Source organism: Photobacterium indicum (assembly GCF_003026215.1).
GTDB lineage: Bacteria > Pseudomonadota > Gammaproteobacteria > Enterobacterales > Vibrionaceae > Photobacterium > Photobacterium indicum.
In genome coordinates, this window is sequence record NZ_PYOC01000005.1 from 310,971 (window position 1) to 326,782 (window position 15,812).

Consider the following 15,812-nt stretch of genomic DNA (forward strand, 5'->3'; position numbering starts at 1 on the left):
ATCAAAGGGACAGCATGTCTGACATACCAAAAAAAATACTGATCCTTTTTGCGCACCCATCGCAATCGCGTTCAGAAGTTAATTCACCATTGTTTGAAGCATCCAAAACTATTGATAATGTAACAACGGTAGATCTCTACAGTGAGTACCCCACATTTAGAATTAACATCGATATCGAACAGCAACGTTTGCGTGATCACGATGTTATTGTCTTTATGTTTCCACTCTACTGGTATTCAACACCAGCGATTTTAAAAGAGTGGCAAGATTTGGTATTGGAATATGGTTTTGCTTATGGTTCAAATGGTACGGCACTACATGGTAAAAGTTTCTTATGCTCACTAACCGCTGGTGGTTCTGAAAAAGCTTATCATTCAGATGGGTATAACCATTTTACTATTCGAGAATTACTTCAACCTTTAGAGCAAACGGCTGATCTAACGGGTATGCAGTTTCTTGCACCATTTGCTTTATTTGGATCGCGTACTGCTGTTGAAGAAAAGCGTATTCATGCACATGTCGATGATTGGAAGGAAGTTCTCGTTGCTTTGCGAGATAATAAGATGGATTTGGTACTCGCAAGTGAGTTATCAAAGCTAAATCATGATCTTCCACGACTTATTAAGGATTACTCATGACAGGGTATTTTCTTCAGGCATTTATCTATTTATTTGCGGCTGTTATTGCAGTGCCAATCGCTAAAAGATTAGGGTTAGGTTCCGTATTAGGGTACTTAATTGCAGGTGTGGTAATAGGACCTGTTATTGGTTTAGTGGGGAGCGAGACAACCACCATTCAACACTTTGCTGAATTTGGCGTTGTGATGATGTTGTTTTTAGTGGGGCTAGAGCTAGAACCAAGAATGCTTTGGGATATGCGTCATCGTCTTATTGGCTTAGGAGGGCTACAGGTTGGGCTTAGTACCTTTATAGTTATGGCGATTGCCATGGCAATGGGAATTGGTTGGACGGTTGCTTTAACCATTGGTTTGATTTTTTCATTGTCTTCAACAGCAATTGTATTGCAGACATTTAATGAGAAAGGGCTAGGTAAGACTGAGGGCGGTCGTACTGCATTTTCGGTTCTTCTGTTCCAAGATATTGCGGTTATCCCAATGCTGGCGTTAATTCCATTGTTGGCGTTACCAGAGTTAGTAGAAAAAGCGCAAAATCTAGTGCAAACAGCATCTGAACATAGCGAAGAGCTTAGCCTTGTTGTAGGGCTTCCGGGGTGGGCGTACGCCATTGTTGTTATTACTGCGATTGTTATCGTTGTTGTTGGTGGGCACTTTTTAAGTCGTCCACTATTTCGCTTTGTTGCCAGTTCAGGCTTACGAGAGATATTTACCGCCACAGCACTTATGCTGGTGATTGGTATTGCTGCTTTAATGAGCCTGGTTGGGTTATCACCAGCGCTGGGCACTTTCTTAGCCGGTGTCGTACTGGCTAATAGCGAATTCAGACATGAGCTTGAATCTAACCTTGAGCCGTTTAAAGGTCTATTACTGGGGTTATTTTTTATCACAGTCGGTGCAGGCATTGATTTTAATGTGTTATTCGGTGAGTTCGGTACAGTAATTGGTTTAACACTGGCGGTTATGCTTATTAAAGCTACCGTGTTGCTTGTACTGTCATTCATCTTTAAGGTGCAAGGTAGCGATCGTTGGCTTTTTGCTCTTAGCTTGGCACAAGCGGGTGAGTTTGGTTTTGTTCTATTGAGCTATACCGTGCAAAACCATGTGCTGCCAACTGATATTGCACAGACACTATCATTAGTTGTAGCTCTGTCTATGTTTTTAACACCGGGCTTATTTATCTTGTTCGACAAGGTAATTTTACCGCGTTTCCAGAAAACAGAAAACGAACGAGAGGCCGATGTAATTGATGAGCAAGGTACGGTAATTATCGCGGGTATTGGTCGTTTTGGTCAGATTGTTAATCGCTTGCTGGTGGCTAATGGGGTTAAAACCGTCGTACTCGATCACGAGGTTGGTCAGATTGAAAACATGCGCAGTATAGGCATTAAAAGCTTCTTTGGTGATGCGACGCGTCCTGATTTGCTGCACACATCAGGAATAGAAGAAGCCAAAGTTATGATTGTGGCTATCGATGATAAAGAGCGTGCGGTTGAATTGGTGAAATATGTGAGAAAAACCTATCCGCATATTCGCATATTGGCGCGTGCCTACGACCGAGGACATCATTATGCGCTACGTTGTGCAGGGGCTGATTATATGATTAGCGAAACATACCGCTCTGCATTGGCTTTAGGTACTCAAGCATTGAAGGACGTTGGTTTTCATCCATTCCGTGCTGAGCAGCTTAAAGCCGCATTTGTCGAAACAGAAGCGCAAAGCAAAGAAGTGCTCTATCAAACATGGAAAGAAAGCACGGAAGAGAACAAGTTTAATGCCTCTTATCGTGAACTCTTTATGCAGTTAGAAGAAGCTCTAGGGGAAGCGATGAAAGGTGAGCGCAGTGACAAACATGCAAAGAGTGAACGAGGCTGGACACCACCACCAAAAGGGTACTCGGATGTTGTCGAGAAACTACAAGAAGAAAAGGGCGATGAAGATTAGAAACAATTATCTTCTGTTTAGTGACTGCACTTAACAATCAAAAGTGGTGAATTAGGGCTGTGGATATAGCGCTTAACTCACCACTTTTATTTTATTGCTCAAGTACTTCTTACTGTTTATTTTTCTATTTTATCATTGGCAGTTATGGCTAGCTTCTTTTCTTTGAGCTATGTGGCTTATTCGTTGCTTGCCCTTGCTCGACTAACGTTGCCTTCACTTAATTGTTTAAGCACCTGATTTTTAGGACCATCAGCAATAATATGCCCTTGTTCCATCACGATTAAGCGATCAACGATATCTAACATACTGGTTTTATGGGTGATAAGAATAAGCGTTTCGTCTTTAGATAAGCTTTTTAATTGATGCTTAATGTACATTTCTGAACGGTTGTCCATGCTGCTTGTTGGCTCATCCATTAACAGTACGGGAGGTTTTCCAACAATCGCGCGTGCAATAGCAATGGCTTGACGCTGGCCCCCAGAAAGAGATGCGCCCCCTTCACCGACTTGCTTCTCTAAGCCAGCTGCATCTTGCTGCGTAAAGCTTGTTACCCCTGCGCGTTCTGCTGCAAGCAGAATTTCTTGGTCCGTCGTTAACGGGCGACCCAGTATGATGTTGTCGCGAATAGAACCGAAAAACAAAGTAATATCTTGTGGTACACAGCCAATATTACGGCGTACATCAATATGATGAAGCTGATTGATATCGGTATCATCAATTTGAACCGATCCTTCGATGGGCTGGTATAAGCCCATAATCAAACGTTCAATAGTGGTTTTTCCAGAACCAATACGCCCAATGATGGCTACCTTTTCACCCGGATTAATCGTGAAGCTCACGTCTTTAAGTGCTGCGTTGGTTGCATTGGGGTAAGTGAAACTCACTTTATTAAACTCAATTTTACCTTTGATAACAGGACGGTGAATGTAGCGCTTACCGTCTTCTTGTTCTGTCGGCATTTGCATGAGTTGCTCGATGATTGTCATCGCTGATTTTGCTTGATTATAGCGAGTTGATAGCAATGAAAGTTGTACCATAGGGCCAACAGCTCGTCCGCTTAACATAGTGGCGGCAATGAGTCCGCCCATGGTTAACTGTCCATCAGCAATGAGATATACGCCAAATACGATCATGGCAACGGACACAAATTGCTGTAAGAACCCAGCCGTGTTTTGAACCGAGTCGGTAAGACGACGAGATTTGATCCCCCAGTTGGCCATGTGGGCAACCGCTTCTTCCCAACGATATTGAAACTGATTTTGTGCCCCAAACAGTTTCACGGTTTCCAAGCCACTTAAGCTTTCAATTAAGTTCGCATTTTTTTGCGATGAAAGACGAGAACCTTCTTCAATACTTCGGCGTAAAGGGCGTTGAATGAGTAAGCTATAAATAGCCAGAATAGTTACCGCAACCAAAGGAACAAGTGCTAGAGGGCCTGCAACAAACCAAATAATAAGAAGAAACATCAATGCAAAAGGTAAATCAATCATTGATGAAACGGTCGCAGAGGTAAAAAATTCTCTTATAGATTCAAACTCTTGCATATGGCGAGCAAACGCACCCACCGAAGGTGGCTTGGCTTCCATTCGAATGCCCATGACTCGGCTAAATATTTTAGCTGAAATTAACAAGTCTGATTTTTTTCCGGCTAAGTCAATGAAGTAACTGCGCATGACTTTTAGCACTAAATCAAAGCCAAAAATAATGGTGATACCAATTGCCAGTACCCATAAAGAGTCAAACGCAAGATTAGGTACTATTTTATCGTAAACAAGACGAGTAAAAAGAGGGGCAGAAATAGCAAATATATTGATCAAAATGGAAGCGATGAAAACATCTCGGTAGATATTACGAGATTCCCACAGCGTACTCCAAAACCAGTGGCCATCACGGGTTTTTAATATTTCAGGTGAACGCTCATCATAACGAAAGCGTTTTTTCATCAAAAATAAATGACCAGTGTATTGCTGGTTTAAGTCATCAAGGCTTATCCATTGCTGGCTATCATCTGATTGCGCCAGCACAACTTCTACTTCGCCTTTTTCATTATCAACACTTAGTACAACACATGCATCGCCGCCTTTTAATAGTGCGACGACAGGGAATAATAACGGTGAGATGTCTTTGAGTGCAATTTTGCTATCTTTGGCTTGTAAACCTGCTTTTTCGGCCGCACGAGGTAGAAGAAATGGAGTAAGAAGACCATCGGCTAGGGGGAGATCTGCAACCAAGGCTTCAGGAGAGTTAGCCTGTCCATAATAGCGGCTAACATAGACTAAAGACTGCAGTAGAGGGTCTTTCATACGGTTCTCTCGCTATTTATTTTATCTACCACATAGCCTTGGAAACCTCGCACCATGAGTTCGGTCAGCTTTTCTTGTTGGCTGATTGTTTCAACACGAGTGGCGATGGTGGTAATTAATAGATTATTCGCTGTGCGGGTAATTGATGCGAGTACATCAGCTTTGACTTGATGCTCAATTTGGTGAGTATATGCAAAATCCAGTTTTACATAAGCCGGACGAAACTTATTAAGATAACCGATCGAACTGAAATTATGTCCAAAATTATCGATACCAAAGGCGAAGTTATTTTGATGGATGATTTCACACAATAACCCTGCATTGTCGCTATGTTTGATAAAACAAATTTCAGGAAGCTCAAATATAATGCGTTCTTTCAATTGTGGATTAGATTGCATTTTATTGGCTAACCAGCGAATGAAGCCAGTGTCGTTCACACTGCTTTTTGTAATATTAACGGCAATGTTACCGACATTTTTATCGCTATTTAGCATATTGAATAGCTCATCGATGATGTGCATATCCATATGTGTACCCGCATTTAATTGTTCTATTGCACCTAAGAATTGTGCTGCCGAATAATGTTGGCTGCCTTTCTTTATGTAGGCAAATGCTTCTTGATGGAGGGTATTCTGGTGATGATCAATTGCTTTTTGAAAGTTGAATTTAAACAACTTATTAGCAATAGCTTCGTCTACTAATGCTTTCCATTGTTGCTTACCCATAGTGGTTTGTTTACTGGTGTCGCTTTGCTCTTTTACATCAAATAATGCAAGGGGCTCTTGCGGTTGTTGCTTTGCTTGCATTAAAGCATTGTCAGCTTGAGCAAGTAGCGATGTAATATTGTCATCATGGTTGCGCATGACTAAACCGACAGTCGCTTGAACTGGAGCAAGATCAAGAGGATCGCTCTGCAGTTCAGATGTCATGTGCAGTAATGAGCTGCCAATTATCTTTAGCTCTGCAGCTGTGATATTTGGCGCGAGTAACATAAATTCGCATTGGTTAAGACGTGCGATAGTGTAATCATCATTGATGAGTTCTTTCATTCGAACAGACAGTGTTTGTACGAGGTGGTCACCGGCCTCATACCCATCGAGTGCATAGGCATCTGTGATTAAATCAACTTTCAATAATGCAATGCCGCCTTCTGATGGTGATGTTAACCAAGAATTAAGCTGAGTCATTAAGTAGCTACGGTTTGCCAGCCCTGAAACTGGATCCTGATAAGCCCTAATACGTAAGTTATCGGCTTCTTGTGCTTGTTGCTCAAAATGGATTTTAAGCTGTGCGCTCATATGGTTAAACGCAACAACAACATCACTTAATTCGCGAATTTTGGGAATAGATAAAGGATCATCAAATTGATTATTCGACATTTGACGAGCACGAAGTTGAATCGCCTTTAGTGGCTTGAGCACTTTTGACAAAATAAACGCGAGGAATATTAAGCCTAATAAGAACGTGGATGTAAAACCGATCAGGAGTTGTAAGCTGGCTTGCCAAAGTTGCTGGTAAGCATAGATCGAGCTGCTGGTTACAGTGAGGCTTGCCAATTGCATCCAACCGCTAGTGAGTGTAGTGGAACGCGTGATCGGTTCAATGATGATTATGCTTTGAAACCAGTCGGGCACACCTGTTACCTGAGTCGGGTAGCTGCGTATAATCTCCCCGTTGTCATTCAGCATACTTAAGTGCACTTTGCTGTAAAAGCTGCTGTCAAAGGTGGCGTTGATAACAGATTCTGCAGATATTGTGTCATTGACTTCTAGATAGGGGGCCAACGCCATACCAACAGCACTGATCGCGTTATCTATTTCTGTTGATTGTTGCTCACGTAAAAAGTCACGTGTTGTGTTGAATTGAATCACAAACACAGAGGTGATAAGCGCAAAAAATACAACCAGCATCCATATCAAGAGTTGTCTATAAAGTGTCATTGTGGTCACTCATCAAAGTTAATTTTAGGTCTATTCAGTTTTATACGATCTGAACGTTGGCGTAGGTCATTCCACAAACTTAACCTGGAAGCTTTACCTGCTAACTGTCCTTGTCCTTTCTGTTTCATTAACCAGAGTTTGCTAGCATTAAAGCTGTATATAGGCAGTAAATCTGGTCGTTTTGTTGCTGGCTTAATGTCACCATCAAGGTTATCAAGCAGCAATGGTACAGATGACGGGGTAGGGTAATAGGCTACCACCATATGAAATTGATTGAGCTTTAGGGCTTTTACATATACTAATCGTAACTTGTTATCGGCAACGCCCAATTCACGCAACGAGAAGTATTTTGCAATACTGAAATCTTCACAATCACCAGCCCCCACACCTAGAAACTCAAGAGGGGTCGCCCAGAAGTCTTCTTTTCCCCATAACTTGATATCATCAATAAAAATCAACTGGTTAAAGAAATCATTCACTTCTTGTAGCTTGGTATCAATATCTTGTGAAGCATTATCATTGACAATATTCCGCCATGCCGTCACTCGCTTTCCAGCGCGTTCGCCATAAAATTGCATGATGGTATTGATCTGTTTCGACTCTTTATCCGTCAGTGCAATAGCACTTGCTGATAATAATAGAGCGAGAACCCAGAAAGCCACTCTCTTCATTCTATTTGATCAATTATCAGTAAATGCATTAATTATCTCTTAACGTAAAAATAGTCCACTCTTCAACAAGGCTACCTTTTGAACCGATAACACGCGCAACAACACGGCGGCTAAGTGTGTTTGTAGCTTCACTTGATTCTGCTGCAATTGGTTCAGCGTCGCCAAAGCCAATTGTTTTTATTCGTTGAGGAGCAACACCTTCGGCAATGAGCTGCTCTCGTACTTTTGTTGCTCGTCGTTTTGATAGGCCAATATTGTATTCTGAGTTACCAACAGGGCTCGCATAACCTTTTAATTCAATATACGCTTCTGGGTAGACATCTAAAAAATCAGCCATGCGTTGAATTTCGGACAAAAAGGCTTCAGGTATTGCCGTTGAATCATTGGCAAAAAGAACCCGCACATCATTCTCTTCTTCACGGTTTATGCTGGTTGGGCAGCCATCGTTATCAACGATAGCTGAGTGTGGAGTGTCTGCACATTTATCACGGGCGTTAATCACACCATCTTTATCGAAGTCTCGCTGGTCTTGTGATTGTTCGGCAATAGGCGGATCTTCCACTGTGACAGAACAGCCAAATAAGGTGAGTGCTAATAAACCGGTTACAGTTCGTTTCATTGTTATTATTCCCTTATTTATTTGACTGTTTTAACCCAGCTTTCTGGTACATCAACACGCATTTCATCGAGCAGTAAACCTGTCGCATTTAACACACGATACTTGGCTAAAATACCGCTGTAGTGGGCATTCAAGTAGGCTTTTCGTGATTCAAATAGCTCATTTTCTGTGTTCAAAACGTCGAGTAATGTTCGTTTACCAATCCTAAATTGTTTTTCATACGCGATGACTGTTCGAGCAGAAGCATCAACATGTTCTTGCAAAAATTTAGTTTGATCAGATGCTAGTACCATGGCACTCCAAGCTAAACGCGTGCCTTCATCTAGCATGCGGTGGGCGCGATCACGAACATCTTTAGATTTATTGATTTGGTACGCCGCTCGACGGCTTTTTGCTGCATCAGAGCCACCGTTATAGAGGTTATAACGCATTTTTAGCATTGCTTTGAACTCATCGGTATCACCACGTGAACCATCGAGTTCTTCTCCCCATTCTTGAGAAGCTTCAATACTGAATGATGGATAAAATGTGCCTTTAGCCTGTTCATATTGTTGCTGAGCAGCTTCGATATCATTAGACGCCACATAAATAACAGGGTTGTTTTTTCGTGCTTTTTCCATGGCGTCATCAAGCGAGATCGCCACGTAATTGATGTCGACTTCTGGTTTTTCCAACGCTTCTGGGTATGTGCCAATTGTACGAATAAAAGCTGTGTTTTTGTCGTTTAGGTTACTTTTTGCTGATAATAAATTGGTGTTTGAACGAGCTAGACGACCTGCTACTTGAGCAAGATCCGCAGTAGAACCAATACCTGAATCGGCTCGTTTTTTAATATCTGAATACATGCGTTGGTGAACCGCAAAGTTGGCTTCAGACAGAGCTAATATTTCTTGAGCGCGTAATACATCGAGGTAGCTTTCAGTGGCTGTTAATGCCATATCTTGTGCGTCAGACAATAATTGGTAACGTTGAGCTTCTGTTTCTGCTTTATTACGCTGAATATCGTTATACGTTATTGAGCCATCCCACAGTAATTGTCTGATTGATATCTTTGCATTTCGAGGGTCAAATTCCCCTTTAGTACCTAATTTATTATCGTAATCTTCATAGCCAATACCAGCCTCTAGATCGACAGAAGGTAGGTAGTCACCTGTTGATGCATCAATGAGCTCGTTACGACTCATAAATTCATTATAAGCACTTCGAATTTCAGGGTTTGAGCTTAATGTTTGGGCAATAGCTTGCTCTAATGATTGAGCCATCACAGGCATAGCCATAGATTGTAGGCTAATAAGTAGAGCGATTTTTTTAATGCGTCGTTTTATTATCATTATAATTACTCTCTTAACGCTGTTTGACGCGCTTTGAGCACTGGTTTAAGCAAATAATCTAAAACAGAACGCTTGCCTGTAATGATATCTGCCGATGCGGTCATGCCAGGGATGATAGGTAAGGGCTCACCATCTGGCCCTTTAAGGGTGTTATCTTCAGTCCTTATCCGTACTTGGTAATAACTATTTCCTTCTTCATCCTGAATTGTGTCAGCACTGATTGTTTCTAAGTAACCAGATAAACCACCGTAAACTGTAAAATCATAAGCACTAAATTTGAGCATTACAGGTAAATCTGGACGTAAAAATCCAATATCTTGAGGCGCGATTTTAGCCTCAATCAGTAAATTATCTTCTGATGGCACAATCTCAACTAAGTCCATTCCTGGTTGAATGACACCACCTACAGTATTGACATAAATCTTTTGGATTGTGCCTGTTACAGGCGATAAAACGACAGTTCGATTGACGCGATCTTCAAGGCCCACCTGTGATTCTAATAAACTATCGAGTTGGTCACTGGTTTCATTCAATTCTGCTTGTGCTTCAGAGCGAAAATTAGATGCAATATTAATATATTTGAAGATGACTTCTTGAATTGTTGCCTGTGTAACCGGTATCTGTAGCTCTGCAGATGTTAATTCACGCTTAGTATCGTTTAGTTGTCGTTGCAGTTTAAGTAATTCAATCTTGGGTACAACGCCTTCATCAGCTAGAGGCTTTGTGATGTTATATTCTTTACTGGCGATGTTGTAGCTGCGTCGAAGGTTATTCATACGTGATTTAGTTTCGATTAATTCACGCTCTTTTTGACTGATTTGTTGTGCCATTCCTGATAACTGGTTTTGAATATTTGAAATTTTATCGTTGTATTCATTTTTTTGACGTTGAACTAGTCTCTTATGTTTATCTTCAAAATTGGCATCAAATTTAAGAATATTATCTTTTATATCAACACTTTTTCGCCAGTTACTATTTGCATTTTTCTTGTTAACAGTGACGCTGTTTAATAAAGCATTTAGGCGTATAGAGTCAGCTTGAGAGCCTGCCAAGTTTTGCGTTCGCTCCCGAAAATCAGAACGGAATAGAGTATCATCAATCAATAGCAGCTTTTGATTTTGTTCTACATGTTGCCCTTCTTTTATCAATACCTCTTTGACGATGCCGCCTTCTAGATTTTGCACAATTTGCAGCTGAGATGATGGAATTACCTTACCCGTACCCACTGTTACTTTATCCAGTTTGGCGACAGATGCCCATGCAATTGCAACGATAAAAAACAGCACCATTACCCAAAGCATTATTCGCGCACTATGTGGTGTATTTAGCAATAAAGCCGCAGATTTATCATCAACGAAGTCTAATTGAGTAGTTGAAAGTGGTCGTTTTTTTTTCGCCATAAAATTACCAATGCAGTAGCCTAAGAATTAATACAACAAACACCTAGTTACATTCTAGCCCTAAAAAAATATTCTTTATAAAACAGATAGTAAAGGATTCATATCTTACTATTTTTTCTTATGTCATTAAATGCATCTTGCTCCACAGGTGCTTAAGGTGCGTTTTTCTATACAAAACATGGATGAGGGATCTACTCATTATGCTATTCACTACTCATAAAATACACTTTTATGTGCAATTGGTTTAATTTGTCTTCTGTTAGTATGTTTGTAACAGATTATTCCAAATGATAAACTGCCAATATATTGACGTAAAGTGTTATTTTTTACTAAAAGTATGAATGCTTTATCACAAAATTACGTCAAAAAAGTGATAGAAACACAGTTTAACGATTAACGTATCATTATTGGAAAGTATGCTTTTTAGATATTACTTCCAAATATTGAAAAACACACATGGTTTATCCATGCTGATGAAGTTAGGTATTTGATCTAACAAAATAATAATAAAGATAAAATCTTATGTGCGTATGTACATATCCAAGTGCTAACTGAGTGGTCTTTTTATGGATACGAACGATACAAAGAATATGGTTGATATGCAGGCTTCAAAGGATGTCGCTTTTATCATTAAAGCAGGGAACAAGGTTGTTCCTATAAAAGCTGATTATCAGATGCAATCAGATGATGTAGTCGTTGCAAATGCAGGTGCTAAATTTGTTGTGATGCAAAATGGCATCCCTACGATTGTGAATGAATCTTGCCCAGCTTGTATCATGATGTCCGTAGACGGTCTAAAAATCTCAGAGCTTAGTGATAGTGTATCGTTTAGCGCGGAAGGAGCGAGTAATTCTAGCTTTTCATCGAATGATGTAGCCGCTATTCAAAATGCAATTTTATCTGGCGAAGATCCAACCGAAACGCTAGAAGCTGCCGCTGCAGGTAATGAAGCACAAGGCTCATCAAATAGCCGTTTTGTTGTTATTGATTATGATAACAATGAAATGCTTGCACAAGCGGGTTTTGATACTGCCAGTGAGCAGCAAGAAACGAGTGATGAAGATGAAAGTCTGGCTATTCTGACTGCTGAAGGGGGCGATACGACGTCTATTTCTTTGGTTGAAGGTGATTTACCCGATCCGGGTGATGTTGATCAATTGACTACGTATCCAGTAGAAACCACTCAATCTGTAACCATTGAAGCTGGAACACAACCACTCGATCCTGACTCTTTTACGTTTGACTCTCTCATTCTTGATAGCTTACTTAGTGAGCTAAATAGTGAAATCACATCAGGTGGTGAGCCTGTTGAATTTATCTTTGATGCAGCTACGAATTCTATTATTGGTACGCAAAATGGCGAACTGGTACTAACCATTGACTTAGATACAAGCACCAATGGTCGAGATGTTACTGTCGATATCACGACGACATTACATAAACCTGTTGATCATACGGATGGCGCGAACAATAGCGGCTTAGTGACCAACGTTGATGATCAAATCAATATTAATGTGTCTATTCAGGGTACAGATACCAGCAATAATGAACTCGATAATCCGGTTAAAATTGATATCGGTATTGCTGATGGTGCTGATCCGTCTTTTAGTACGGATACTGGCGTCACGATTAATGAGTCCATAGAAAAAAACAAGGCGATTGAAGGTCAGATCCCATTGGATGTGGGCTCTGATGCGATTCATACGATTGCTTTCCAAGCTGACCAACCAGGATTAACTGGCATTACGAGTAATGGTCAGCCAACGACCTTTACTGTTACAGGCGATACCCTGACAGTACTTGATAGTGCTGGCGACACCGTGATGACGGTAACTGTCGATACCGACGGTTCATATAAGGTTACCGTAACAGGTCCAATTGACCAAGGTGACAGCGAATCCACCAATATTGATTTGAACGTTACTGCTACCGACAAAGATGGCGATACCACTGACGGTTCGATGGATATCACTATTACTGACGGCACTAATGCCACGGGTGGTGACCAAGGTGCGCTCACGCTGAACGAAGGCGATTTAGATACGGCGGGTGATGGTGTTAACCCGAATGACACAGATACCACATACCCAGCCTCGCAATCTGGCTCGTTTGTTATCAAGGCGGGTGAAGACAGCTTTGTTCCGGGTTCAGTAAAAATCGACCCAGCATTACAAAGTGATTTGATCACTGAGCTGCAAAACGAACTGACTTCAGGTGGTCAGGCGCTGACGTTTGAGGTTGATGCGAGCGGTAATCTGGTCGGTAAACTGCCGAACGGTGATGTGGCTGTAACCGTTACCTTATCGGGCGAGCAGCAAGGTCAAGACGTGAAAGTCACGATGACCATCGAACAGAATGTCCCGTTGGATCATACTAATATCGGCGACAGCGCAGGCTACATTACCTCTGCGAATGATGAGATCCACATTAATGTACCCGTGCAGGCGACTGACACTGATGGCGATGATTTAGATACACCAGCCAATGTGGACATCACTATTACCGACGGCGCTAATCCATCATTCGGTGCTGATTCTGGCGTGACGATTAATGAGTCAACAGATAAAGGTAATGCGATTGAAGGTCAGATCCCACTGGATGTGGGCTCTGATGCGATTGATACCATAGTGTTCCAAGCGGCTCAACCTGGATTAACAGGGATCACCAGTAATGGTGAAGCGACGACGTTCACGGTTGTGGGGAATACCCTAACGGTTCTCGACAGTGCAGGCGATACCGTGATGACGGTGACCATCGCCACTGATGGGTCGTATGAAGTGACCGTGGTCGGTCCGGTTGATCAGAAAGACGCGAGTGATAAGGTCAATATTGACCTGAACGTCACTGCGACTGATAAAGATGGCGACACCACTGACGGTTCGATGGACATCACCCTGATTGACGGTATGAATGCAGTGGGCGGTGACGAGGGTGAAGTTAAGCTCACTGAAGGCGATTTAGACACAGCTGGTGACGGTGTTAATCCAAGCGATACTGATACTTCTTACCCTGCCTCGCAATCAGGTTCGTTTGTTATCAAGGCGGGTGAAGACAGCCTTGTTCCGGGTTCAGTAAAAATCGACCCAGCATTACAAAGTGACTTGATCACCGAGCTGCAAAACGAACTGACTTCAGGCGGTGAGGCATTGACCTTTGAAGTGGATAATAACGGTAATCTGGTTGGTACATTGCCAAACGGTGATGTGGCAGTAACCGTTACCTTGTCGGGCGAGCAGCAAGGTCAAGACGTGAAAGTCACAGTGACCATCACGCAAAATGTCCCACTGGATCATAATGGCTCAAATGGCGCGGGCTACATTACCTCTGCCAATGATGAGATCCACATCAATGTACCCGTGCAAGCGACTGACACCGATGGTGATGATTTAGATACCCCTGCCAATGTGGATATCACGATCACCGACGGTGCTAATCCATCGTTCGGTGCTGACTCTGGCGTGACGATCAATGAATCTTCACAACAAGGTGATGTGATTAGTGGTCAGATCCCATTGGATGTGGGCTCTGATGCGATTGATACCATAGTGTTCCAAGCTGACCAGCCGGGATTAACTGACATTACGAGTAATGGTCTGCCAACGACCTTTACTGCTACTGGCGATACCCTGACGGTTCTCGACAGTGCTGGCGACACCGTGATGACGGTAACTGTCGATACCGACGGTTCATATAAGGTTACCGTAACAGGTCCAATTGACCAAGGTGACAGCGAATCCACCAATATTGATTTGAACGTTACTGCTACCGACAAAGATGGCGATACCACTGACGGTTCGATGGATATCACTATCACTGACGGTATCAATGCAGCAGGTGGTGACCAAGGTGCGCTCACGCTGAACGAAGGCGATTTAGATACGGCGGGTGATGGTGTTAACCCGAATGACACAGATACCACATACCCAGCCTCGCAATCTGGCTCGTTTGTTATCAAGGCGGGTGAAGACAGCCTTGTTCCGGGTTCAGTAAAAATCGACCCAGCATTACAAAGTGATTTGATCACTGAGCTGCAAAACGAACTGACTTCAGGTGGTCAGGCGCTGACGTTTGAGGTTGATGCGAGCGGTAATCTGGTCGGTAAACTGCCGAACGGTACTGTTGCTGTAACCGTTTCTTTGTCTGGTGAGCAGCAAGGTCAAGACGTGAAAGTTACGGTGACTATCGAACAGAATGTCCCGTTGGATCATACTAATACCGGCGACAGCGAAGGCTACATTACCTCTGCGAATGATGAAATCCACATCAATGTACCCGTGCAGGCGACAGACACCGATGGCGATGATTTAGATACCCTAGCTAATGTGGATATCACGATCACTGACGGCGCGAATCCATCATTTGGTGCTGATTCTGGCGTGACGATTAATGAGTCAACAGATAAAGGCGATGTTATTTCCGGTCAGATCCCACTGGATGTCGGCTCTGATGAAATCGCGACCATTGAATTCCAATCAAACCAACCAAGTCTTGCCGGTACTACCAGCAATGGTCAGGCAACGACGTATACCGTTTCTGGCAACACAATTACTGTGGTAGACAGTGCCAATAATCCTGTGATGACGGTAACGGTCGATACCGACGGTTCATATAAGGTGACCGTAACAGGTCCAATTGACCAAGGTGACAGCGAATCCACCAATATTGATTTGAACGTTATTGCCACTGATAAAGATGGCGATACCACTGACGGTTCAATGGATATCACCATAACCGATGGTGATGACGCGTCGGGCAGCTATAACGGCACCATTACACTGATTGAAGGTGATTTAGACACTGACGGCAATGGGGGCGGTGGCACAGATACGTCTTATCCTGCCACACAGTCGGGTGATTTTGCGTTAATCGCTGGTGAAGACCGTTTAGTCCCTGACTCTGTTCAAGTGGACCCAGCTCAAGTGGCAGACTTGATGGCAGAGCTTGCGGCTGAACTGACCTCAGGCGGCCAA

Annotated in this window: 9 protein-coding genes; 3 read left to right on the top strand and 6 right to left on the bottom strand. The window is 42.5% G+C overall.

Features of this window, described 5'->3' with window-relative positions:
- The first annotated feature begins 14 nt into the window (after positions 1-14).
- Together C9J47_RS15995 and C9J47_RS16000 are read left to right on the top strand one after the other, a co-directional pair.
- Entirely contained in the window at positions 15-638 is a 624-nt protein-coding gene (locus C9J47_RS15995) for an NAD(P)H-dependent oxidoreductase (RefSeq protein WP_006229281.1), read from the top strand.
- Positions 635-2,578 carry a monovalent cation:proton antiporter-2 (CPA2) family protein gene (locus C9J47_RS16000; protein WP_107254402.1) on the top strand — a complete coding sequence of 648 codons (1,944 nt, stop codon included), beginning with the start codon at positions 635-637 and terminating at the stop codon, positions 2,576-2,578. Before C9J47_RS15995 ends, C9J47_RS16000 begins: the two co-directional genes overlap by 4 nt.
- Positions 2,579-2,754: 176 nt before the next feature.
- On the opposite strand, the gene C9J47_RS16005 is transcribed toward C9J47_RS16000, so the two are convergent.
- Genes C9J47_RS16005 through C9J47_RS16030 form a run of 6 tightly spaced genes read right to left on the bottom strand, consistent with a single transcriptional unit; the run spans position 2,755 to position 10,842 of the window.
- Positions 2,755-4,881, bottom strand: coding sequence for a type I secretion system permease/ATPase (locus C9J47_RS16005; RefSeq protein ID WP_006229283.1), 2,127 nt, complete (start codon positions 4,879-4,881; stop codon positions 2,755-2,757).
- The gene (locus tag C9J47_RS16010; protein ID WP_107254403.1) at positions 4,878-6,821 is read right to left on the bottom strand and encodes a bifunctional diguanylate cyclase/phosphodiesterase; all 1,944 of its coding nucleotides are present in this window, start codon (positions 6,819-6,821) and stop codon (positions 4,878-4,880) included. Before C9J47_RS16010 ends, C9J47_RS16005 begins: the two co-directional genes overlap by 4 nt.
- A 5-nt stretch (positions 6,822-6,826) precedes the next feature.
- The gene (locus C9J47_RS16015; protein WP_107254404.1) at positions 6,827-7,492 is read right to left on the bottom strand and encodes a transglutaminase-like cysteine peptidase; all 666 of its coding nucleotides are present in this window, start codon (positions 7,490-7,492) and stop codon (positions 6,827-6,829) included.
- Between the two features lie 28 nt (positions 7,493-7,520).
- Positions 7,521-8,111, bottom strand: a complete 591-nt coding sequence (locus C9J47_RS16020) for an OmpA family protein (protein WP_006229286.1) — start codon at positions 8,109-8,111, stop codon at positions 7,521-7,523.
- A gap of 17 nt (positions 8,112-8,128) precedes the next feature.
- Positions 8,129-9,442, bottom strand: coding sequence for a TolC family outer membrane protein (locus C9J47_RS16025; RefSeq protein ID WP_107254405.1), 1,314 nt, complete (start codon positions 9,440-9,442; stop codon positions 8,129-8,131).
- A 5-nt stretch (positions 9,443-9,447) separates the two neighbouring features.
- The gene (locus C9J47_RS16030) at positions 9,448-10,842 is read right to left on the bottom strand and encodes an HlyD family type I secretion periplasmic adaptor subunit (RefSeq protein ID WP_107254406.1); all 1,395 of its coding nucleotides are present in this window, start codon (positions 10,840-10,842) and stop codon (positions 9,448-9,450) included.
- 566 nt (positions 10,843-11,408) lie between these two features.
- On the opposite strand from C9J47_RS16030, the gene C9J47_RS27150 reads away from it, so the two are divergent.
- Positions 11,409-15,812 (top strand): retention module-containing protein (locus tag C9J47_RS27150; protein WP_170107525.1); only part of this gene is annotated, 4,404 nt, incomplete at its 3' end.